The sequence below is a fragment of the Paenarthrobacter ilicis genome (assembly GCF_016907545.1).
Taxonomy (GTDB): domain Bacteria; phylum Actinomycetota; class Actinomycetes; order Actinomycetales; family Micrococcaceae; genus Arthrobacter; species Arthrobacter ilicis.
In genome coordinates this window covers 2349932-2373262 of the sequence record NZ_JAFBCD010000001.1, presented here as the reverse complement: position 1 = coordinate 2373262, position 23331 = coordinate 2349932, and the positions used below count along the sequence as shown (strand labels likewise).

Annotated in this window: 17 protein-coding genes; 12 read left to right on the top strand and 5 right to left on the bottom strand. The window is 63.2% G+C overall.

Translation table 11 applies throughout. The annotated features are described in order from the left end of the window. Positions 1-12 precede the first annotated feature (12 nt). Positions 13-807, bottom strand: a complete 795-nt coding sequence (locus tag JOE60_RS10830) for a spermidine synthase (protein WP_338112505.1) — start codon at positions 805-807, stop codon at positions 13-15. After that, positions 804-2078 (bottom strand): aminotransferase class I/II-fold pyridoxal phosphate-dependent enzyme, encoded by a 1275-nt coding sequence (locus JOE60_RS10825; RefSeq protein WP_167262795.1) that lies wholly within the window; start codon positions 2076-2078, stop codon positions 804-806. The genes JOE60_RS10830 and JOE60_RS10825 overlap by 4 nt, the downstream gene beginning before the upstream one ends. A gap of 35 nt (positions 2079-2113) precedes the next feature. Between JOE60_RS10825 and coaD the strand changes: the two genes are divergently transcribed. From coaD to JOE60_RS10785, 8 genes are all read left to right on the top strand, one after another. Continuing rightward, on the top strand, positions 2114-2614 hold the full coding sequence (gene coaD, locus JOE60_RS10820; protein WP_167262793.1) for a pantetheine-phosphate adenylyltransferase: 501 nt from the start codon (positions 2114-2116) through the stop codon (positions 2612-2614). A 164-nt stretch (positions 2615-2778) separates the two neighbouring features. Next, entirely contained in the window at positions 2779-3306 is a 528-nt protein-coding gene (locus JOE60_RS10815) for a YceD family protein (RefSeq protein ID WP_167262791.1), read from the top strand. Positions 3307-3339: 33 nt separating this feature from the next. Next, a complete protein-coding gene (gene rpmF / locus JOE60_RS10810) occupies positions 3340-3543 on the top strand; it encodes a 50S ribosomal protein L32 (protein WP_090818901.1) in 204 nt (67 codons plus the stop codon). A 23-nt stretch (positions 3544-3566) separates the two neighbouring features. Continuing rightward, a complete protein-coding gene (rnc, locus tag JOE60_RS10805; protein ID WP_167262789.1) occupies positions 3567-4277 on the top strand; it encodes a ribonuclease III in 711 nt (236 codons plus the stop codon). Between the two features lie 3 nt (positions 4278-4280). Continuing rightward, positions 4281-5228 (top strand): bifunctional DNA-formamidopyrimidine glycosylase/DNA-(apurinic or apyrimidinic site) lyase, encoded by a 948-nt coding sequence (gene mutM, locus JOE60_RS10800; RefSeq protein ID WP_167262787.1) that lies wholly within the window; start codon positions 4281-4283, stop codon positions 5226-5228. 102 nt (positions 5229-5330) lie between these two features. After that, positions 5331-6044 carry a hypothetical protein gene (locus tag JOE60_RS10795; RefSeq protein ID WP_167262785.1) on the top strand — a complete coding sequence of 238 codons (714 nt, stop codon included), beginning with the start codon at positions 5331-5333 and terminating at the stop codon, positions 6042-6044. A gap of 6 nt (positions 6045-6050) precedes the next feature. After that, on the top strand, positions 6051-7349 hold the full coding sequence (locus JOE60_RS10790) for an MFS transporter (protein ID WP_167262783.1): 1299 nt from the start codon (positions 6051-6053) through the stop codon (positions 7347-7349). Beyond that, positions 7346-8374: a TolB family protein gene (locus tag JOE60_RS10785; protein ID WP_167262781.1), complete on the top strand. Its 1029-nt coding sequence runs from the start codon at positions 7346-7348 to the stop codon at positions 8372-8374. Before JOE60_RS10790 ends, JOE60_RS10785 begins: the two co-directional genes overlap by 4 nt. 39 nt (positions 8375-8413) lie before the next feature. Here the strand turns inward: JOE60_RS10785 and JOE60_RS10780 are convergent, their stop codons facing one another. Continuing rightward, positions 8414-13300, bottom strand: coding sequence for a DUF4082 domain-containing protein (locus JOE60_RS10780; RefSeq protein ID WP_167262779.1), 4887 nt, complete (start codon positions 13298-13300; stop codon positions 8414-8416). A 351-nt stretch (positions 13301-13651) separates the two neighbouring features. On the opposite strand from JOE60_RS10780, the gene smc reads away from it, so the two are divergent. Both smc and ftsY read left to right on the top strand, forming a co-directional pair. Next, on the top strand, positions 13652-17254 hold the full coding sequence (gene smc, locus JOE60_RS10775) for a chromosome segregation protein SMC (RefSeq protein ID WP_204814914.1): 3603 nt from the start codon (positions 13652-13654) through the stop codon (positions 17252-17254). 20 nt (positions 17255-17274) lie between these two features. Beyond that, entirely contained in the window at positions 17275-18480 is a 1206-nt protein-coding gene (gene ftsY / locus JOE60_RS10770) for a signal recognition particle-docking protein FtsY (RefSeq protein WP_167262775.1), read from the top strand. A gap of 64 nt (positions 18481-18544) precedes the next feature. Here ftsY and JOE60_RS10765 read toward each other — a convergent pair whose 3' ends face one another. Then, positions 18545-19768 (bottom strand): MFS transporter, encoded by a 1224-nt coding sequence (locus JOE60_RS10765; RefSeq protein WP_167262773.1) that lies wholly within the window; start codon positions 19766-19768, stop codon positions 18545-18547. 245 nt (positions 19769-20013) lie between these two features. Between JOE60_RS10765 and JOE60_RS10760 the strand changes: the two genes are divergently transcribed. Together JOE60_RS10760 and JOE60_RS10755 are read left to right on the top strand one after the other, a co-directional pair. After that, positions 20014-21336, top strand: coding sequence for an ammonium transporter (locus tag JOE60_RS10760; protein ID WP_167262771.1), 1323 nt, complete (start codon positions 20014-20016; stop codon positions 21334-21336). Continuing rightward, entirely contained in the window at positions 21333-21671 is a 339-nt protein-coding gene (locus JOE60_RS10755) for a P-II family nitrogen regulator (protein WP_167262769.1), read from the top strand. Before JOE60_RS10760 ends, JOE60_RS10755 begins: the two co-directional genes overlap by 4 nt. A 128-nt stretch (positions 21672-21799) precedes the next feature. On the opposite strand, the gene JOE60_RS10750 is transcribed toward JOE60_RS10755, so the two are convergent. Next, entirely contained in the window at positions 21800-23200 is a 1401-nt protein-coding gene (locus JOE60_RS10750) for a glucose-6-phosphate dehydrogenase (RefSeq protein WP_167262767.1), read from the bottom strand. Positions 23201-23331 lie beyond the last annotated feature (131 nt).

The following is a 23331-nucleotide window of genomic DNA, read 5'->3' as shown; positions in this document are numbered from 1 at the left end:
GCCGCCGGTGACCTAACCGGTAATGCTGTCCAGGTCCACGCCCGTCAGGACAGCGGCCGGATGCGGGCCCCGCGCCAGCAACCTCTCGGTCCATTCCTGTGGCCAGGCATGGCGGGTGGCGGCCAGGATGATGTTGCCGGGATAGCGGCCGGCAAACATGCCCGTTTCAGCAGTGGCAGCAACATCCGTCATCGCCTGCCGGAGGGCCGCCACCTGGCTGCGGACCAGCGTCATGGCGGGCTCGTCTCCTACGTTGACGATCAGCACGCCCCGGGGTCCCAGGCGGGCCGCGGCTTCCTCGTAAAACTCCCGGCAGGCAATGTGCGCCGGCGCCTCGGGCCCGGAGAAAATGTCGAGAATAATGACGTCAAATGCCAGGGCCGCGGGCAACTCCGCCAGAGCGTCCCTGGCATCACCGATGTGGGTGGTCAATGACGTGCCAGCGGGCATGGGCAGTTTCTGCAGAACGAAATCCAACAGCTCGCGTTCCAGCTCCACGGCGTACTGGTCGGAACCCGGACGGGTGGCCTGGATGTACCTGGCAAGCGTGAGCGCTCCCGCCCCCAGGTGGAGGGCGCTGATGGGCTCTCCGGGCTCGGCGGACAGATCCACCAGGTGTCCGATCCGACGCAGGTACTCGTAGAAGATTTCCCCCGGCGCGGCCAGGTTCACATGGGATTGCTCGGCCCCGCCGATGGTGAGTATGTAGCTGCCTTCCACCAGGTCATCCGCCTCGATGGTGGCGTGCTGGCCGGTGGTACGGAGAAAACGGCTGGCATGCACGGGGTGCGGCGCCGACGGGCTCACAGGCGTTCCTTGAGGGTTGCCAGGCGTCCGGCCGCTTCTTCCAGGACTTCGGTTTTCTTGCAAAAGGCAAACCTCAGCAGGGAACGGGTTCGCTGGGCCCCCTCCGGATGGCAGAACACCGGAACCGGGATGGCGGCAACGCCCACCAGGCCCGGAAGGCGACGCGCCAGGTCAACAGAGTCAACAATTCCCAGCGGAGCTGTATCCACATTGATGAAATACGTGCCATCGGGGACGTAAACCCCAAAGCCCGCGGCCTGGAGGCCCTGTGCCAGAATGTCGCGTTTGTCGCGGAGCGTCCGGGCGGCTCCGGAGAAGAACTCATCGGGGAGCGCAAGCCCCACAGCTATGGCGCTCTGGAACGGAGTGCCTGAACTGTAGGTCAGGAATTGCTTCACGGTTCGTATCGCCGCCACCAAGTGGGCCGGGCCGCTGAGCCACCCGATTTTCCACCCGGTAAAGGAAAACGTCTTACCTGCTGAGGAGATCGTGATGGTCCGCTCGGCTGCGCCTGGCAACGTTGCCACGGGAAGATGGGCAGGACCAAAGGTCAGGTGCTCGTACACCTCGTCGGTAACAATCGTGGCATCGTATTTCCGTGCCAACTCCACCACCCGTGCGAGCACGTGCTCCGGGAAGACCGCGCCCGTGGGGTTGTGGGGGTTGTTCAGCAGAACCACCTTGGTGTTGCTGGTGAAGGCCTGTTCCAGGACAGCCATGTCCGGCATGAAGTCCGGTGCCAGCAGGGGAGCGGTGACATGCGTGGCTCCCGACATTCCGATGATGGCCCCATAGGAGTCATAGAACGGCTCAAAGGTCAGGACCTCGTCGCCTGGTTCAACAAGCGCCAGCAACGTTGCCGCGATTGCTTCCGTGGCGCCGGTGGTGATGAGGATTTCGGACTCCGGATCCGGCGTCAATCCGTAGAATCGCTGCTGGTGGCTGGCTACGGCTTCCCGAAGGACCGGAAGCCCTTTGCCAGGGGCGTACTGGTTGGCTCCCGCGGAGATGGCGGCCTGAGCCGCTGCCTTGATCTCCTGGGGACCGTCCTCGTCCGGAAACCCCTGGCCAAGGTTGATGGCGCCGGTGGAAACCGCCAGTGTGGTCATCTCCTCGAAGATGGTTACTCCCAGCGCACCGTCAGCGCCCAGCAGGTTGGCACCCAGCGCCGCCCGCTGCCACGGCGCAACAGTGCCGCCGTGCCCGCTGGTGATGCTGCCTGGGGTGGGGTCAAGGGGAGTGCTGCTGCCTGCGGGTGCCATGGCAGCCATGGTATCCCGATGAATCCATGGGGTAGGTTCGTCTCATGAGACGCGCGGTATGCCCTGGATCCTTTGACCCCATCCATAACGGACATCTCGAAGTCATCGCCCGGGCTGCCGGTCTTTTTGACGAAGTGATCGTCGCGGTGTCCACCAACTACGCCAAGAAGTACAGGTTCAGCCTGGAAGACCGGATGGAGATGGCCAGGGAAACCCTGGCCTCGTTGCGGGGGATCATCGTTGAGCCCATGGGTGAGGGGCTCCTGGCCGAGTACTGCCGGCATCGCGGAGTCTCCGCGATCGTAAAAGGGCTGCGCTCATCATCTGATTTTGATTACGAACTGCCCATGGCCACCATGAACCGTCAGCTGGCCGGCGTCGAAACCGTCTTTCTTCCGGCCGAGGCCCACTACGTCCATCTCTCCTCCACCCTCATTAAGGAAATCAGCGTGCTTGGCGGGGACATCTCCGATTTCGTGCCCAAATCCGTGTTGAGGAGGCTCTTGGCGGGCGAGCCGCCAGCGGAGTCGCCCCGCAAGGGGTAAGCTTGGCAGGTACCTTGCGCCTGGCAGTGAGGGTCCCCACCGAAATGAGCCCGTATTTACGCGCGCCCATCGTCGGTTTGAGTCCTTCGAACTGATCAGGCTAAGATGGTACGTCGGTCATATGTTCTACAGGAGTTCTCATTAAGCGAGATGCAAGTTCGCCCTTGGCGTTGGTAGTCAAGGACCTTGGACGCAGTCCAGGGACCATGCGGACACTGAACGAGCATGTACCTGCACCAAGTGACCTTGGTGTGGCGCTCATTGGCGTGAAGGAAGGCTCGGACATCGAGCTGGATCTTCGCTTGGAGGCCGTACACGAAGGAATTCTGGTATCAGGAACCGTAGTCGTTGAAGTAACCGGCGAATGCGGTCGATGCCTGGATCCCCTTGCGTATGACCTTGATGTCAATGTGCAAGAACTTTTCTTCTACGAAAGCTCTGAGCTTTCCGCTGAGGAAGACGATGAAGAGCAACGTCGGGTCGAGTACGATCTCATCGATCTTGAACCGCTGTTGCGGGACGCAGTTGTCACTATGCTGCCGTTCCAGCCGGTGTGCCGGGAAGACTGCCAGGGTCTGTGTTCCGAATGCGGAGCGCGCCTGGAAGACGAGCCGGGGCACCACCACGAGGTCATTGACCCTCGCTGGGCTGCCCTAGCTGATCTAGCTAAGACTGACCGGCAAACCGATTAGTAAGTGTTCGTCTAAGAGAGAAATGAGATAGCCGTGGCTGTTCCCAAGCGGAAAATGTCTCGCGCAAATACACGCGCCCGTCGTGCCCAGTGGAAGGCAACTGCCCCCAACTTGGTCAAGACCATCGAAAACGGTCAGGTTGTCTACAGCCTGCCGCACCAGGCAAAGGTCGTCACTGACTCTGCTGGCACCGCGCTGTTCCTTGAATACAAGGGCCGCAAGGTCGCAGACGCCTGATCTGCCCTACAGGCTGATTAAGGATGCCTTCAACTGAAGAGCTTCTGAAGCGTCTCGGTGTCTCCATTGACACCGAGACGCTTCGTCTTGCTCTCACACATCGCTCATACGCGTATGAGAATGGCGGGATACCCACCAACGAGCGCCTCGAATTCCTTGGCGACTCAATTTTGGGCTTTTCCGTGACGGATTCGCTGTACCGGGACAACCCCACGCTGCCTGAAGGCGAGCTGGCAAAGCGGCGTTCCGCCGTGGTCAGTACCCGCGCACTGGCCGGCATAGGCCGGTCCATTGGTGTGGGCGAATTCATTTACCTCGGTCAGGGCGAAAAGCTCACCGACGGCAAAAACAAGGCTTCCATCCTGGCTGACACCATGGAAGCCCTCATTGGTGCAACGTACCTCTCCAACGACATCGAGACCGCCCGCCAACTGGTGATGCGCCTGGTGGGCCCCCTGCTCAAGGATGCGGGAGCGCTCGGTGCCGGAACGGACTGGAAAACCAGCATCCAGGAACTTGCCGCGAGCCGGCAACTCGGCGGAATCCACTATGCGGTGGAGGGCTCCGGACCGGACCACGCCCGGACCTTCGAAGCCGTGCTCAACATCGGCGGAACTCCTTATGGCAGCGGCTCCGGCCACTCCAAGAAGGAAGCTGAGCAGGAAGCGGCCGCCGATGCTTGGCGGACCCTTAATGCTGTGGACGCCAGCCCGGCCGGCCCTGCCACGGCCTGAACCGTGCCCGAGCTCCCCGAAGTAGAGGTGGTACGCCGCGGACTGGCCCGTTGGGTCCGCGGGCGCACCATCACCGGCGTGGACGTTGTGGATCCACGGTCAATTCGCAGGCATTCATTGGGTGCCGAGGACTTCATCGGCAACCTTGAACATGCCACCGTGCTGGACGTCGTCCGCCGGGGCAAGTTCCTCTGGATGCCTTTGGCCATGGAGGGAACCTCCGAAGGTCTTCCGAAAGCGGCTTTGATGGCGCATCTGGGAATGAGCGGCCAGCTTTTGATGCAGGACCCCTCCGTTCCCGATGAGAAGCATCTCAAGGTCAGGATCAGCCTCAGCCCTTCTGCAGGGATGCCTGAACAGCTGAGGTTTGTAGACCAGCGGATCTTTGGCGGGATGTTTGTCACCGCGCTGGTACCCACCGCAGATGGTGGACCCGGAGGCCTGGGGGAAACCCCGTTGCCGGAGATCGCAGCGGAGGCCGCCCATATAGCCCGCGATCCTTTGGATCCGCATTTTTCGTTCGAGGACTTCTTTGGGAAGGTCAAGTCCCGCCGTACCGGTGTGAAGCGCGCGCTTCTGGACCAGGGCGTGGTTTCCGGGATCGGCAATATTTACGCTGATGAGGCACTGTGGCGTGCACGCCTGCACTATGCCCGGGCCACCGATACCCTGCGCCGTCCTGACGCTGCACGGCTCATTGAGGCCACCCGCGATGTCATGAATGCAGCCTTGGCCGCAGGAGGGACAAGTTTCGACTCGTTGTATGTGAACGTCAATGGCGACTCGGGGTACTTTTCCCGCTCTTTGAACGCCTACGGACGTGCCGGCGAACTGTGCCTTCGCTGTGAAGCGGTGGGCCTGCACAGCATCATCAAACGCGAGCAGTTCATGAACCGTTCCTCCTACACTTGCCCGGTCTGCCAGCCGCGGCCACGGAACGGACGTTGGTAGTCCCCACACTGTTCCGCAATCCGGATGGCAATGGCAGACTGTCCCCATGAAAAGGATGGGACCGCAACCACTGCCAGACGGCGAGTCCGGACCGGACCTGCCATGATGGCGCGGCGGCTGGTGATCGCGGGTATTTGCCTTGCAGTGCTGATCGCCGCCGCAGCAGTGCTTCTGGACCGGTTGGCCGCCAGTCCCGGGACCGCTTCAGCCCGGGAGACGTCGTCGAACGTTTCACCCGGTCCGGTGGCCTCAGGCACCCCGTCCCCATCCGGAAACCAGTCCGGCAACCAGCCAGCCAACCCATCCCAGTCCGGCAACCAACCAGGAAACCAGGCCACCGGCCAGGATCCGGGCGCCGGTGGCACGGCACTGTCGGACAAGCCTTTGGAAGTGCTGCCCCCGGTGGCGGAGACCGCCAAGGGCTTGCCGGCCCCGTCCGAGCCTGCACCTTTGCTGTCCGGCTCACTTCCCAAACCCGGAAGTGCCACAGGAAAACTGGTTGATGGGTGGCCGGGCGATATTGTGGCGCTTCCCGGTGGGACTGCCGTGGGCTCTACCTCGGTGTCATCGTCCGGCAATGTCCTTCAGGTATCCGCCGACGGCGTTCTCTCCAAGCCGCAAAATGAGGTCCTGGATTCATTTCGCCAATCGCTGGCAGCCCACGGGTTCGTCGCCGTGAGTGCGCCTGCCGCGGATGGCTCCGTTGCCTCATCGTTCAGCCGCGGCGCTGACACGGTGACCGTTTCTGTTTCCACCACCGGCACAGGAGCATCCCGCTTCCAGTTGTTGGGCAGCCTCCGCACCGCGGCGAAATAGGGAGCCATGTATATCTCTCTTTCCTACCGGGGCGGCAAAAAGGAAAAACCAGGCGGGCAAGGCATGGGGCTCCGCAGCGAGGTTCCCTTCAAACTGTCTCCGGTGATCCTGTGGCTGGGCATCGTCAGCATGGTGACGGACGTGTCCTCGGAATCCGTGACAGCGATCCTTCCCCTGTACGTGACGGGATTCCTGGGGCTCTCCACCATTGCTTTCGGTTTCATAGACGGCATCAACCAAGGCGCCAGTGCCATTGTGCGTATCGCCGCAGGCTGGGCATCGGACCGCAGCGGCCATCCCAAGCGCATTGCCATGGCGGGCTATGGCCTGTCCATGGTGGCCCGGATCGGCTTCCTCTTCGCAGGGGGCTTTTGGGCGATTGCGGCCATTGTCACCGGTGACCGAATCGGTAAGGGAATCCGTACAGCACCCCGTGACGCCCTGATTTCCGTCTCAGCCCAGCCTGAACATTTGGCCCGGTCCTTCGGTACGCACCGGATGCTGGACAACATCGGGGCTGCCGCCGGGCCGTTGATTGCGTTCTTTGTGTTGCTGATGATTCCCAATGGCTTCAGCACGGTCTTTGTTGTTTCGTTGGCTTTCGCAGTCATAGGTGTTGCTGTTCTGGCCCTGGTTGTGCCTGACATCCGGGCACGCAGCCTGAAGGGCGCGGAGGAACGCGAAAACCGCAAGATCCTGGCCTTCCGGTGGAGCCATTTCAAAGAGCCCGGTCTGGGCAGGGTGTTGGCAGCTGCGGGGCTCCTGGGGTTGGTGACCATTGGCGACGGCTTCATTTACCTTGTGCTGCAAGCCCGTGACTCCTTCGCGGTTCAGTGGTTCCCCCTGTTGTTTGTTGGAACGAACGTCGTTTTCCTGGCGTTGGCCGTGCCGATGGGTCGGTTGGCGGATCGCGTGGGAAGGGTCCCGGTGTTTGTTGGCGGGCATGTGGCACTGCTGGCCACTTATGTTCTGGCTGCGGCGCCCGCCGGCGGCTTGGGCACCACACTGGGTTGCCTGGTCTTGCTGGGCGCCTTCTACGCTGCCACCGACGGCGTACTGGCTGCGTTGGCCAGCCAACTGACGCCCCCCGGAAAACTGGCCACCGGCATAGCCTCCGCCCAGACGGTGGTGGCTCTGAGCAGAATGGCCTCCTCCGCGGGCTTCGGTGTGCTCTGGTACGCCGTGGGGGCTCCGATGGCCATGCTGCTGGCCGGAGCTGTGTTGGCTATCGCAGTAGTGGTCGTTGCGTTGATCCTGAAAACCCGTGATTCCCAGGGCATCCAGGATCCGGGCGGGGTGGCATGACAGGAACGTTGACCAACGGCAGGACCCGGTGGGGAGTTCTCCTGGTGGTGACTGCCGTGGTCCTCATCGCTGCTGCGGTCTACGCCTTTACTGCCTACCAGCGTTTTCAGGAAAGCCAGACGGCGGCCCCTGCCGTGGGCGTCACGGCGGCGGAACCACTCCCGGATGTCCCTTTCGTCCTTTTCAGGAATACAGCTGCCGGGCAGGGGTACGGCCGCGCAGCAACTGTTCCACTCTCCGCACCGTCCGGTACCCGGGCAGTGAGCGAGCAGGACTGCGACCGCGTTTATGGCACCAGCACCAGCGTCGTGTGCCTGCGGTCCAAGCGCGGCCTGGTCACGTCGTTCGATGCCGTCGTCCTGAACAGGGACTGGCAGCAGCAAAAGTCCTGGCCGTTGGCGGGTATACCCAGCAGGACCAGGATCAGTCCGGACGGCTCCATGCTTGCCACCACGGTATTTGTCACCGGCCACTCGTACGCCGCGGCGGGGTTCTCCACGGCCACGGAGATAACCCTTCCGGATGCTGCGCCGGAGAATCTGGAAAGCTTTTCCCTCCTGGTCAACGGCGAGCCCTTGCTGTCCGTCGACAGGAACATCTGGGGCGTGACGTTCGTCCCCGGTCAGAAGAATGCTTTTTACGCGACGGCTGCCTCATCAGGAAGGATCTGGTTGGTCCGCGGAAGCGTGTCGGCGCGGACACTTACCGCGGTGCACAACAACGTGGAGTGCCCTTCCATCTCACCCGACGGGACCAGGCTCGCCTTCAAGAAGAACGACGGCGGCGGGCTGGCAGCCCACTGGAAGGTCGCCATCCTTGACATCGCCTCGGGCCAGGAATCGGTGCTCTCGGAAACGCGCAGTGTTGATGACCAGATCGAGTGGTTGGACAACGACAGTGTCCTCTATGGATTGCCTGATGACGCGGTGGAGGGCGACAGCAATATATGGAAGCTCGGGACAGAGGCTGGGTCCACGCCAAGCCTGTTCATCGCCCATGCGTGGTCGCCGAGCGTTACCCGCTGAACGCACAGGGCCTGCGGGTAACTACGGAGCAACCAGGGCTTAGCAGATCCGCAGCAACCCGCAGACCAGTCCTCCTGACTGCGATGGGCTGGGGGAGGGCGTAGGTGTGGCCGTGGCTGTGGGAGTTGCTGTTGGAGTGGGTGTGGGCGTCGGGCTCGGGGACGGCGATGGTGCCGCGAGTTGCTGGGCCGGCGCTGCTGAGGAGTACAACACGTCTACGAAGTAGTTGGTGGCGTTCCATGAGCTTGCGGGCATGACCCCGCCTGTTCCGTACCGATACCTGCCGTTGTTGGGTCCTGCGGCGGTGAACACGCCGCTGGTCCACGTCTGGTTGAAGAACCCGGAAGTGGAGGAATAACGGCCGTTGGGGGCCCGATAGGACACCACATAGATTTGGCCGGTCACCAATGCTACGGGGCTGGCAAGCGTGGCGGTCTGCCAGCCCGTGGCGGTCTCATTGGTGAACGTCACCTGCGCCAACCGGGTACCGGCTGCATTCCACAACGAGCCCACGTGGGTGCCGGTATTTCCAGTCCCTTTGTAGAACCTGATGCCGGTGACGTTGCCGGGTTGGGAGACGGTGAAGGCAGTACCGAGTTCCACTGACAGGGGATCGGCGTTGGCGGCAGTCTGCGGCACCAGTGCGCCGAATATTGTGGATTGCTGCAAGGCCGGTGCCGCGGTGGTGAACTGCCAGGTGGTGGTAGGGAAGGCCTGCCCCTGTTGGGAGACCACGTTGGCCACGCTGGCCGTCACCGTCGTGCTGCCTGCCAAGGGCGAGGTGGGGGAGAAAGTGACAGTACGTGAATCTGCCGACAGGGAGGCTGCACCGGCTATTTGGCTACCGTTGGCCGTGAGGGTGAAGGACGCTCCGGTGCGGATCGCGGAAGAGAAGGTGATGGACGGCTTCACGTCAGCCGGGATTCCGGAGGCTCCAGGCGCAGGCACCTGCTCGCTGACGGTCAGCGGCGGAGTCGCCACGTTGAAGACCAGGTCCACCAGATAATTGGCTGTGGACGTGGAATTCGGGAAGTCGCTGTTATAGGCGAAGGCACCGGAGTCCGGGGCCGTCCGGAGAGGACCACTGGTGATGCCTTGCCCGAATCCATTGGCTGTGTAGGAGTACTTGCCCGTGGTGGATTTGTACGCCACCACATATTCCGTGTCCGCTTCCATGGTCACGGGTTGACTGAAGGAGGCAGTCTGCCACCCGGTGCTGGTTTCATTGGAGAAGGTGACGGTGCCAAGGAGCTGGCCGGCGGTGGTGTAGATTGCCCCGGTATGTGTCCCCGTGTTGCCCACGGACTTGTAGAACCGCACGCCGGTGGCTTGTCCCGCCGTGTTGCTGGCGAACCTGACACCCAAGGACAGCGGCACGCCGTCGTCAGCGTCCGGCGTCGTGGGTGTCACGGTGTCCGCGAAGAGGGAACATGGGCACACCCCGGGGGTGCCGGGCGCTTGGACGGTGGTGAAGGACCACGTCCCGCCTCCGGACATGGGTTGTCCGGAAACGGCCGTCGCCGTGACGGTGGCTGTATAGGCGGTACCCGCCGCCAGGGCGGCTCCGGGAGTGAACGTGACCTTTCGGTTGGACGGGTCGTAGGTGCTGGATCCGGCAACTGCCGCGCCATTGCTGATCTTCACGGCCATGGACACGCTGGAGGTCACTGCTGCTTCGGACAGCACTGCGCTCACCACGGAGTTCAGCGGCACACTTCCTGCGTTGGGCTGCGGGGACTGTCCGCCCACCGTAAAGGGCGCGTTGGGAACAGTGACCACAACGTCCACCAGGTAGCTGGCCGTTGAACGGGAGGACGCGAAGTCCCCACTGTAGGTATACGCTCCGGCGTCGGAGGCCGCCCTCAGGGGTCCTACGCTCATGCCGGAACCAAAACCGTTGGCCGTGGCCGAATAGGTGCCGGTCAGCGACTTGTAGGACACGATGTAGTCGGTGTTCGCGGACATGGGCACAGGTTGGCTGAACATTGCGGTCTGCCAGCCCGAGGCACTCTCATTGGTGAAGGCAACTGTGGCCAGCTGCTGTCCCGTGGCGGAGTAGAGCGCGCCGTTGTGGGTCCCGGTGTTGCCGGCTGATTTGTAGAAGCGGACACCGGTGACCTCTCCGGCGGAAACGCTGGAGAACCGGACCCCGAGTGTCACCGGAACGCCCTCACGCAGCTCGGCGATGCCCGGGGTCACCGAATCATCGAACAGGCTGCACGGACAAGCTCCAGGCACCGGAAGGGTGGCTGCAGTGGTGAAGGTCCACGTACCGCCAGCCGTCACGGGGCCACCTACCGAATCCGTCCCGGCCAAGGTGGCGGTGACCTGCGTACTGAACGGCAACGCGCTGGATGGCGTGAAGGTTGCCCTGCGGGTGGCGGCGTCATAGGCGGTGGTACCCGCCACCGGACCTCCCGGCGTGCTGACCGTGAGTTGGACGGAGGCTGCCGTAACGGGCTTGGAGAAGACCGCACTGACCTTGGTGTTGACCGGCACGCTGGACGACGACGGTATGGGAGTCTGTCCCGACACCGTCATGGGGCTGCTGTCCACGGTGCTGAACACCGCATCCGCGAAGTAGTTGCCACCGTTGAAGCTGGTGGTGGGGAAGCTGGAGGACGTCGCATAGACGCCGGCGGGCTCTGCGCCGAAGCCTCCGGCCACCTTCAGCGGTGCGTCCGTGGCTCCGAAGCTGGCCCACTGGGTGTCCTTGCTGGCGTAATGACCGTTGGGGGCCCAGTAAGAGACAGTGTATTTTTGGCCGGCCGCAACAGGGACGGCCTGGCTGAACAGGGCAGTTTGCCACCCTGAGGCTGTTTCATTGGTGAATGTTGTGGTGGCCAGGCGCTCGCCGGTTGAACTCCACAGCGATCCGGTGTGCGTGCCCGTGTTGGCCGTGCTCTTGTAGAACCGCACGCCGGTGATGAAGCCGTCCACGGACGGAGTGAAGCGCAGCCCCATTTCGTAGGCACCGCCGTCGCCGGAGTCCTTGACCACCGGAACGGTTTGGCCGAACACGCTGTAGGGGCCGATCAGCGTCAGATTGACGGTGGCTGCAGTTCCCGTATTGACGCTGTCATCGATGGCCCTGGCTTGGACGGTTGCCGTTGACAGGCCTTTCTGGATGTAGGTGTAGGTCCAGTTTTGCTTGCCTTGGGCCGGGTGCCAGGTGGCGCCTGCGTCCGTGGAGACCTCAACCCCTGCCACCACGCCTCCCACATCCGCTGCAGTTCCTGACACGGTGACGCTGCTGCCGTGGGCCACGGTGGCGCCATTGGCAGGGGAGGTGATGGTTGTTGTGGGCTTGGCGGTGTCCGTGCTCGCCACGGCAGCTGCCAGACCGGCGGCACGCGTAGCTGGCTGGGCGCCCATGTCGGCCAGCAGGTTTACCTGCGCCTGGCGCATGCGAACGTCCGCGGGGGCGCCGGCGCCGTCGTGTTCCTGGTCCAAGCCCCAGGTCCACTGGACACTGCCTGCAGAGAAGACCAGAGCGCCGCTGGGTGCACGGTAGAGAGTCACGTTGTGGGTAGTGGACCCGGGTGCCACGGTATTTCCGTAATCCTGGAGGTATTCGGGCACGCTGCCCACAGTGGTGGACAACCGGATCACACCGGCAGGACGGAAACCATTGTCCAGGTCCTCGTTGGATTCATACCCCACCGTATGGGGCGCAAGAGCAACTGACGACCCCGCCGGTATTGACGTCAGGGACGTGTTCCGCCACAACCTGGTTTTACCTTCGTCAGCTTTGACCGTTACCGGCAGGTCCGAGTGGTTGGACATGTACATGGTTCCCGTCAAGGCATTTTCCGGCAGGCCGCCACCGTTGGACTGCGCGGCGAACCGGGGATCGCGCCACGTGCCTGTCCACTGGCTGCTGGGATCAATTTTGGCGTTGCCCCAGGTTTCCTTGTAGCAGGTCAGCGTGCGGTTCGCCGTACCGTCAACTGCTGACGGCTCAAACCGCGTCCGCCAATACATCTCATTGCCGGACAGGAACTGGAGGTTCACGCCCGCGTCCCTCGCGGCTGTGACGTTGGCACGTTGCGGGCCGGACCAATATTCGTCGTGCCCAACGGAGAGGAACACTTTGTGGTTCAACAATTCGCCGCCGCTGCGGTCCGAGTCCAGGCCGCTGATGTAACTGACGTCGTAGCCGTTCTGCTCAAGGAACCGCACCATGGGGTACTCGTTGGAGAAGTAGAAATCCCTGCCACCCGGGCCATCGCGCGTAGCCATTGGACGGTTGTAGCTGACCTTGTAGGCCCGGCCGTTCGCTGCGCCCTGGTAAAAGTCCGATCCTCCATAGGTGTTGTACGCCTGCCAGGTTTGGTCAGCTGTCTGGAACACGACGGCGGACCGGTTGCCGTCGTTGCGGACAATAAAGGTGATGTGGCTCTTGGCTCCCGTATCCGGCCGCGTGAGCAGCGCTATATACACGCCGGACACCGCTGTGGCAGGAACCTGCCAGGTTGCGGAAACGGCCCATGTGCCGCAGTCATAGAGCTCGGTGGTGAGATCGCTCCGGCAAGCAGGCTGGGTCTGGCGAAGCACTGAGGGTGTGACATCGGCAATCTTCCGGGCGCCGTTGCCGCCGTACCAACCGGTGCGGTAGATCGCGATCATGTAATTCAAGGCCTTGGTATCCACCTTGAACCGTATGGGCTGGCCGGCGTTGACGCTGATGTCCGTCGCGAAGCCCTGGATGCTGTCATCGCCCGCGCCGTTGATATCCCACTCCGAGGGAGGACTGCCCGTCTTGGAGTTCTCGCACACCACCGCATTGACCACGGGGTCGCAGGGGCCGGCGGCAACCGCCGTCGTAGCCGTCAGTGGCAGCAGGGCCGCCACCAAGGTGACCACCAAAGGAACCAACAAGCTTTTCATGACCCGCAGAGGCCGTGGATCGGTGGGACCGGGCATCAGAACTCCTGGAGTGGTACGCCGATAGCTATGACGGGTCCGCTGCAACCACGCGGACCCAGCTTGTCGCTCCCCAGCCAGGGTCAAACCTTGGACTTCAGTTATGGAACATCGAGGCCTTCATCTGGAGGTAACGTTCCGAAGAACGGGACCGGAACCGGCACCTGACCGAACCTTGATTCGGATCCACGCCGGAACACCGGAACGCTAAGTCCACATTGCCCTTGGCAGGAGTGTAGGGGCGGGGTGGGCCGCCCGCAAGGCATTCCGCCTGAAGATCCGCGTATTTCACTCCAACCACAGTAGATTTGGTGGAGAGACAACCGGTCCATCCAGGAGAACCGAAGCACCTTGCACCTGAAAAGTTTGACTGTTCGCGGATTCAAGTCGTTTGCGTCGGCCACGACGTTCGACTTCGAACCCGGCGTCACCGCCGTCGTCGGCCCCAACGGATCCGGAAAATCCAATGTAGTGGACGCCTTGGCGTGGGTCATGGGAGAGCAAGGAGCCAAGACCCTCCGCGGCGGCAAAATGGAAGACGTCATTTTTGCCGGGACTTCCGGCCGCCCGCCGCTGGGCCGGGCACACGTCTCACTGACCATTGACAACGCGGACAACGCCCTCCCCATCGAATACAGCGAAGTCACCATCTCACGGACGCTGTTCAGGACCGGAGGATCCGAGTACGCCATCAACGGCGCCCCCTGCAGGCTCCTTGATATCCAGGAACTCCTTTCGGACTCCGGACTCGGCAGGGAAATGCACGTGATCGTGGGCCAGGGCCAGCTGGACCGGGTCCTTCATGCGACGCCTGAGGACCGGCGCGGCTTCATCGAAGAGGCCGCGGGCATCCTGAAGCACCGCCGTCGTAAAGAAAAGACCGTGCGGAAGCTCGAGGCCATGCAGGCCAACCTGGCACGGCTGGGCGATCTGACAGCGGAAATCCGTCGGCAACTGACCCCTTTGGGCAAGCAGGCCGAGGTTGCCCGCCGGGCCCAGACAGTCCAGTTCGACGTCCGCGACGCCCGAGCCCGGCTCCTGGCTGATGACCTGGTGCAACTGACCACCTCCCTTGAACAGGATGTAGCTGACGAAGCAGCCCTGAAAGAGCGCCGCACCGTAGTGGAAAGGGATTTGGGGGCGGGACGCCTCCGGCAGGCCGCCCTGGAACGCCAGGCAGCCGACGCCACACCGCGGCTCAACGCTGCGCGGGAGCAGTGGTACCAGCTCACCACCGTCCGGGAGCGGCTGCGTTCCTTGGGCTCCCTCGCCACAGAACGGCGACGCATCCTGGGATCTACCGAATCCCCCACGGACAGCGGCCGTGATCCGGACCAGCTGGAACGCCAGGCAGCGCGGGTCCGTGAGGAACAGGCAGCCTTGGAACACGACATTCTGGCCAAGCAGGCCGGCCTTCTTGAAGCAACTGTGGCGAAAGACGCTGCCGAGGCGCTCGCGGCCGCTGAAGACAAGCGGTTGACGGCCATGTTGCGGGCCGCCGCGGATCGCAGGGAAGGCCTGGCCCGGCTGGCGGGGCAGGTGGCTGCCGCACGCTCACGGGCGGAAGCTGCCGAGGCCGAGCGCGGACGGCTCCGGGAGTCACTGGCCGCAGGCAATGAGCGGCGGCGCCAGGCCAAGAGTGAATTTGTCGCCCTCGAATCACAGGTGGCCGGTGTGGAGGATGGCGAAGAGAGCCTCGATGCCGAGTACGAGGACGCCACCGCCATCCTTGACGAGGTGGCAGCGGAGATTGAAGAGCTCAAAGCCGCTGAGCGGGAGGCGCTCCGGGAACGTGACGCGCTGACTGCCCGCCGTGATGCCCTCCAGCTGGGGCTCAACCGCAAGGACGGCTCAGGAAAGTTGTTGGAGGCCAGCGGTGTTCTTGGAGAACTGGCTGCGCTGATAGCCATAGAGCCCGGCTACGAGGCCGCTGTTTCCGCGGCCCTGGGCTCTGCGTCGGATGCGTTGGTGGTTGGCAGTGCGGAGGACGCGGTGGCGGCCCTCGCCTTGTTGAAGGATGACGACGCCGGCCGGGCAACCCTGGTGCTTTCCGGCACCGACGCTTCTGGCATCCACAGTAACCCTCCAAGTATCCACAGTGACAAAACCCGCAGCGGGCTCCCGCTGGGATGCCGTTGGGCGGCCGAAGTAGTGAAAATCTCCGATCCCATCGCCCAGGGCGCTTTGGCCCTTCTTTCGGAGACCGTGGTGGTGGAGGACATCCAGGCAGCCGCTCCGCTCATCAAAGACCGCCCGGAGCTTAAGGCTGTGACGCGCGAAGGTGACCTTTTCAGTGCCTTCTCCGTAACGGGTGGTTCAGCCAATGCGCCCTCGCTCCTGGAAGTCCAGGCGGCTGTGGATGATGCGGTTGCACGGCTTCAGGACGTGACTTCACGGTTGGAGCGCGGACGATTCGCCCTGGCAGCTGCCCAGGCGCGACGCACGGAAGCCCAGGACCGGGCCGACTCCGCCTTGGAACGGCTCCACGAATCCGATGCCAGGCTGGCAGCCGTGGCTGAGCGGCTGGGGCATCTGAACTCTGTCCTGCGCAGTGCCGTGGGCGAAAGCGAACGCCTGGAAGGATCCTTGGCACAAGCGGAGGCGAACATCGCGGAGGCACAGCTGGACCTGGAAGTCGCGGCGGAGAGATTGGCCGCGGCGGAGGAAGCCCCTGACGAAGAGCCCTCCACCGACCACCGCGATGAGCTGGCGGCGGATGCCAGGACGGCGCGGGCCCTTGAAACGGAAGCCAGGTTGGCTCTGCGGACCGCGGAGGAGCAGTTGGGCGCCATCAGCAACAGGGCAGCTTCGTTGGAGAGGGCCGCCGCCACTGAGCGTCGCGCCCGGGAGGAAGCTGCCCGCCGGGCGCAACGGCGTCGCGCCCAAGCCCAACGTGCCGCTGCGGTTGCGGGCGCCGCCGAGCATACCCTCCTTTACGTGGACGTCTCGGTGGACCTCGCCGCCCGCGACCGCGATGTTGCCGAGGAAACCCGGGAGACCTTGGACAAGGACCTTGGCGCAGTCCGTTCCGCCAACGACGCCTTGGCGCGTGAACTGGCTGAATTGACCGACTCGGTACACCGGGATGAGATGGCCAGGACCCAGCAGCGGCTGCGGATAGAGGCCGTGGAAGCACGGGCCATCGAGGAATTGGGTCTTTCTGCAGAGCAGTTGGTGGGTGACTACGGGCCCCATTTGCCAGTGCCCCTGCCACCCGGCGCCACCACTGACAAGTGGGCTGAACTCCGGGCGCCCGTGGACCAGGACGGCGAGGCAATCATTGAGGGCGTGCCGTTTGTCCGGGCCGAACAGGAGAAAAGACTCAAGAAAGCGGAACGTGATCTGGCGGCTTTGGGCAAGGTCAACCCCTTGGCCCTGGAAGAGTTTGCTGCCTTGGAAGAGCGTCACCAGTTCCTCAGCTCGCAACTGGAAGACCTTAAGTCCAGCCGCAAGGACCTTCTGGACATCATCAAGGAAGTGGATAACCGGGTCCAGCAGGTCTTCGCTGAAGCCTTTGCCGATACCTCGGCCCAGTTCGATCACGTCTTTGCGCGGCTCTTCCCCGGGGGTGAAGGAAAACTGGTCCTCACGGATCCTGAGGACATGCTGACCACTGGAATTGAGGTGGAAGCACGGCCTGCCGGCAAGAAGATCAAACGGTTGTCCCTGCTCTCCGGCGGTGAACGCTCTTTGACAGCGGTGGCACTGCTGGTGGCAATCTTCAAAGCACGGCCTTCGCCCTTCTATGTCATGGACGAAGTTGAAGCAGCCCTGGACGATACCAACCTGGGAAGACTGATCACCATCTTCGAAGAGTTGAGGGAGTCCAGCCAGCTGATCGTCATTACCCACCAGAAGCGGACCATGGAGGTGGCCGACGCGCTGTACGGCGTGACAATGCGCGGTGATGGGGTGTCCACCGTCATCAGCCAGAGGCTCGGTGCCGGGGCTTGACTTTATGAGAAGGTAGGGGAGTGAACGATTTCCTTCCCATAATTTTGTCCATTGTCGCTGCGCTCGTAGTGGTCGGCGGACTCGTGCCGGTACTCCTGAAGGCCCGGAAGTCCGGGGCCAAGTACCCCGGACCGCGGGACGCCAACGATCCCGTCCAGTCGTCCACAGCAGGCAGTGGAACCCTGGTGGAGGACCGTCCTGATGCAGTAGCTGCTCCGCGTCCCACCCTCGACGGCACTGTTGCAGGTACCGATGTTCCAGACGACGCCGCCGGGCTTGAGACCATCGGTATTGACACTCCCGCCCCCGTGGAAGGCCGACTCAACCGCCTGCGCGCGCGCTTGGTCAAGTCCAACAACATCCTGGGCAAGGGACTGCTCGCGTTGTTGTCCGGGGACAATATTGACGAGAACGTCTGGGACGAGGTGGAAGAGACCCTTCTGCTGGCCGATCTTGGCACGGAACCCACCATGCAGCTGGTGGATGCCTTGCGCGAGCGGGTCAAGGTGCTGGGCACGCGAAGCCCGGAAGACGTCAAGGCAATGCTGCGCGAAGAACTGATCAAGCTCGTGGATCCCGGCATGGACCGGTCCCTGAACGTTTCCCGCAAGGGTGACCGTCCCGCCGTCGTCCTGGTGGTCGGCGTGAACGGCGTCGGCAAAACCACCACGGTGGGCAAGCTGGCACGTGTTTTGGTGGCCGAAGACAAGGATGTGCTCCTGGGCGCAGCCGACACCTTCCGCGCTGCGGCAGCGGAACAGTTGGCCACCTGGGGCCAGCGTGTAGGTGTCCCCACCGTCAAGTCGGACATCGACGGCGCCGACCCCGCCTCGGTTGCCTACGAGGCCGTCAAGGCCGGCATCGACCAAGAGGTGGATGTGGTCATGGTGGACACTGCTGGACGGCTCCAGAACAAGACCGGCCTCATGGACGAGCTCGGCAAGGTCAAGCGGGTCATTGAGAAGCTCGCCGAGGTTGATGAGGTCCTGCTGGTCCTGGACGCCACCACAGGGCAGAACGGCCTGAACCAGGCCCGGGTTTTTGCAGAGGTAGTCAACATCACCGGCATCGTCTTGACCAAGCTGGACGGCACAGCCAAGGGCGGCATTGTGGTGGCCATCCAGAAGTCGTTGGGTGTTCCCGTGAAGCTGATCGGCCTGGGTGAGGGCCCGGATGACCTCGCACCCTTTGACGCTGAGAGCTTTGTGGATGCGCTCCTGAACTGATTGACGTGTTGAACTGAATCAGCCTTCATGCTGACTGGAGCCCTGGCGCGACAAGCCCGGGGCTTCAGTCAGTTTTTGGTTTAAGCGGTTCCCGTGCCGGCAGCCAGGCAAGTGCCGTCACCAGCAGGACGCCGCCGGTAATTCCAAAGGCCCAACCGTAGCCCAACCGGTCAGCGAGGAGGCCCGCGACAATCGGGCCAACAATTGCCCCGGAATCGGAGGCCATCTGGAAGACGGCCAGGACCTTTCCGCCGGATCGTCCCCGGCCAATGACATCAGCGACGGCGGCCTGCTGCGCCGGGCCCAGCAATCCTGAGCCGAAGCCCGCTGCTGCGGAGGCGGCAAGGAACCACGGAAGTTCGGCTGTCAGTCCGATGACCCCGGTGGCCAATCCGGTCATCACCAAACCCGGAAGAATCAAGGGCTTCCGTCCCCAGGCGTCGGCCAACCGGCCGGAGAACGTCAGGGCAAGGGCGTTTCCGACGGCGAAGATCGCCAGGGCCCATGCCGCCGTCTCAGGCTTCGACTGCAGGACGGCAACGGCGAACAGGGGAATGGTGGCCATCCTGACGCCGAAGGTGACCCAGCCATTGCCGAAGCTGGAGAAGACGGCAGCACGGTAGGCGGAATCGCCCAGTGCTTCACGGAGTGACATGGGCGGGGACTGGACGGAGTCCACCGTTGCCCTGCCTTCCCCGCTGAGCATGGTGCGCACCACCACGGCGGCCACCAGGAGAGCTCCTGCGTAGGCCAGGAAGGGAACCCGGAGTCCGAAGCCTGCCAGGAGCCCACCAACAACCGGCCCCAGGACGCTGCCAATGAGGAACGACGAGGCGTAGGCGCCTGAGACCCGTCCCCGGCGTTCCGGGGGAGCGAGCCGGATGAGCAATCCCATGGCCGCAACGGTGAACATCACGGAACCCGCGCCACCAAGTCCACGGTAAATCAGCAACTGCCAGTAGTTTTGGGCGAAGGCGCAGGCGGCTGTGGAGACAGCCACGATCAGGAGCCCGGACACGTACACGTTGCGTTCCCCGAAGCGTCCTATCAGGGCGCCGCCGGCAGGCGCGAAGACCAGGCGCATGAAGGCAAAGATGCTGACGATCACTGCAGCGGCGGTAGCGCCGACGTCGAACGTGGTGGCGAACTGGGGGAGAACCGGAGCCACCAGGCCAAACCCAAGCGCAATCAGGAAGGCTGCTGCCAGCATCACTTTTATATCGCGGGGCAGCGGTGTCCTCTCAGGCCGGATCCTCGGGGTTGTGACGGATCGTGGCGACTGGGTCATGCGGCGGGCGTCCTTCAGGTGGGGTTGTGGAGGTGAAAAGCACCCCTCACGGGTCAAGTGGTTCGCCTGAAACATATCCGTAACAGAGGGGATATGCACCATTTACGTTGGGGAGGTTGTTGTAACCGGCCCGCAATATAAAACCCGCGCAAGCGAAACACGGTGGCACAAAACTCTTAAGCAGGACGCAAAGGGCGTCAGGACAGCGGTTGAACCGCAGATTCAGCAAGAGAGGAACGTGCACCATGGAACTTACCGCAGGTCACGTATGGGTCATGGTGGCAGCGGCGCTTGTGCTGTTCATGACACCTGGTCTGGCATTTTTCTACGGCGGCATGACACGCGCCAAAGCAGCCTTGAACATGATGATGATGAGCTTCATCTCCATTGGCATCGTAGGCGTTGTATGGGTGCTGTGGGGGGCATCCATGAGCTCCGGCGAGGGCTTCATGGAAATCGTGGGCAATCCGTTCGCCACCTTCGGCTTGGACGGCATCAACACTCCTGACGGCCTGATCAAGGTGGGCTACGCTGCCACCTTCGCCATCATCACCGTCGCGCTGATCAGTGGTGCCATTGCAGACCGTGCCAAGTTCGGTGCCTGGAGCATCTTCGTTCCGGTCTGGGTGACGCTGGTTTACTGCCCCTTGGCCTACATGGTCTGGGGTGGCGGACTCTTCGGCCCCGAAGGTGCAATCGGCAAGGCACTTGGCCCGGCAATCGACTTCGCCGGTGGAACAGTGGTCCACATCAACGCCGGTGTAGCCGCATTGGTCCTGGTCCTCATCATCGGCAACCGCCGCGGCTTCGGCAAGGACCCGAACCACCGCCCGCACAACATCCCGTTCGTCATGCTCGGTGCTGCAATCCTGTGGTTCGGTTGGTTCGGCTTCAACGGTGGCGCGGCCGCCACGGCTGAGCAGGCTGGACTGATCTGGGTCAACACACTGGCAGCTCCCGCAGCGGCCATGATCGGCTGGCTCATCACAGAACGCATCCGCGACGGACACCCCACATCGCTGGGCGCTGCCTCAGGTGTGGTGGCCGGCCTTGTGGCCATCACCCCCGCCTGTGCCAACGTCAGCCCTGTAGGTGCACTTGGCCTGGGCGTCGTAGCCGGTGTGGCGTCCGCCCTGGCTGTTGGCCTGAAGTTCCGCTGGGGCTTCGACGATTCACTCGATGTTGTGGGCGTTCACCTGGTTTCCGGCATCATCGGTACCGTGGCCCTGGGCTTCATCGCCCTCCCCGCCAACGGCGTGGGTGGCGGCCTCTTCTACGGCGGCGGAATGACCCAGATGTGGGCACAGCTCGCAGCAGCAGGTATTGCCATTGCTTTCTCGGCCATCATGACCGCGATCATTGCCCTGGCAATCCACAAGACCATGGGCTTCAGGGTCTCCACCGAGCAGGAAAATGTGGGCGTGGACCTGAGCCTGCACGCTGAGACGGCGTACGAATTCGGAGTCAACGGCCACGGTGGCAGCTTCCAGCCGCTGCACGAAGCCATGACCGGTAAATCTGAAGCAGCCAAGACCCCCGCAGAAGGCAAGGAGAGTGTCCAGGCATGAAGCTCATCACAGCGATCGTCCGTCCCGAAAAGCTTGAAGCAGTAAGGGAAGGCCTCGAAGCATACGGGGTCCAGGGCCTGACGGTCAGTGCGGCCAGCGGATACGGCCGGCAGCGGGGTTACACGGAGGTGTACCGCGGAGCTGAATACAACGTGGACCTGCTCCCTAAGATCCGCATTGAAGTACTGGCCACGGATGAGCAGGCAGATGACATCCTGGATGTCCTGATTGCCAGCTCCAACACCGGCCGGGCAGGAGACGGCAAGGTGTGGACCATGGACGTCTACGAGGCTGTCAGGGTGCGGACCGGAGAGCGCGGCGCTGCCGCCATCTAACGGTTACGCGGCCATCCTGGCCACATAACGCCGAAGGGCCGGATACCCGAGGGTATCCGGCCCTTCGTGGTCTCCGGCGGGATGCTTGCCTCGCCGAGCTGTTCCAATCGGTGGTGACCCCGGGGCGCCTAGCGCCTCCTGGAGGTGGACCAGTGGGCCGGACCGTTGCTGCCGGCGTCGTATTCCTCCAGTGGAACGGCGCCTGTTTCCCAGGCACGAAGCACGGGCTCAATGATCCGCCAGCAGTCCTCGGCGGTGTCACCACGGACTGAGAGCAGGGGATCGCCGTTGATGATTCCCTCCAGGACCTCGCCATAGGGGAGCATGCCGGCCGCGTTCAGTTCTGCCACCAGGCTTGCCCTGTCCAAGGAGAAGATATCGCCGGGACCATTGACGTCCACGTCCAACTCGAGGACGTCCGGGCCAAAGCCGATCCGCAGCTGGTTGGGTGAATCCACGCCGGAAAAGCCCTTGGGCAGGTGGGGCACGGGGCGGAAGGTGATGATGGCTTCTTTCCTCTTACGGCCCAGGGCTTTGCCGGATCGAAGAATGAAGGGCACTCCCTTCCAACGCCAGTTGTCGATGTCCACCCGAACCTGGGCAAGCGTCTCCGTGTTGCGGGAGGCGTCCACGCCATCCTCTGCGGCGTAGTCAGGGACCGCACGCTCGCCCAACGCGCCGGCGGTGTACCGGGCGCGCCGGGATGACTCGCCATAAGGGGCCTTGATGCTGCTGGCCCTCAGCACGGTGGCTACCGCATCCCGCAGGTCCCGCTCCTCGATGGTGGCCGGCGCGTCGATGGCAAGGAACGCCATGATGTGCAGGAGGTGGCTTTGGATCATGTCGCGCAGGGCGCCTGCAGTGTCGTAGTAGCGGGCGCGCCCCTCAAGCGCGAGGTCCTCGTCGAAGATGACCTCCACCTTCTCGATGTGGTCCCGGTTCCATACGGGCTCCAGGAACCTGTTGGCGAAACGCAGGCCCAGGATGTTCAGGACCGTGGCCTTGCCCAGGAAGTGGTCAACGCGGTGGATGCGGTCCTCCGGGACCAGGGCCGCAAGGGTCTTGTTCAACGCATGGGCGGATTCCGTGCCGGATCCGAACGGCTTCTCCATGACCAGGCGGGTGCCTGCGGGGAGCTGCTCGCGGCGCAGGACCTCACAGGCTTTCTGGCTGATGTGCGGTGGCAGGGCAAAGTAGATGGCCACCGGTCCTTCAAGGGTTTGCAGGAGGGCGGCCAGGGGACCATCGGCGGTCACGTCCACTTGGTGGTATTCAGTGGTAGCCACTACTGCGTCCAGGGCCGTCCGCCCGGCGTCGTCAGTGGCTTTTAATGCGGTGTCGAAGGCGCCCTCAACCCGTTCCAGCCATTGGTTGGGGGTCCAGGGATCGGACCCGGCGCCCACCAGCCGGAGGCCGGAAGCGCCCCCGCCGGCCAGGAGTCCGGCCAGGCCGGGCAGCAGGAGCCTGCCGGTGAGGTCCCCGGACGCACCGAGGATGAGCAACGTTTTTACAGTTGTTTGACTGGTCACTGTGCCAGCATGCCATCTTGGAGGTGCGACTTGGTACCCTAGATAGTCGAGTCCCGCAGTTGGATCGGATTTGTCGGTAGTTGCAGGTATCGAGGCAAATATCCGGGACAAGACACAGTCAAGACTCTGGC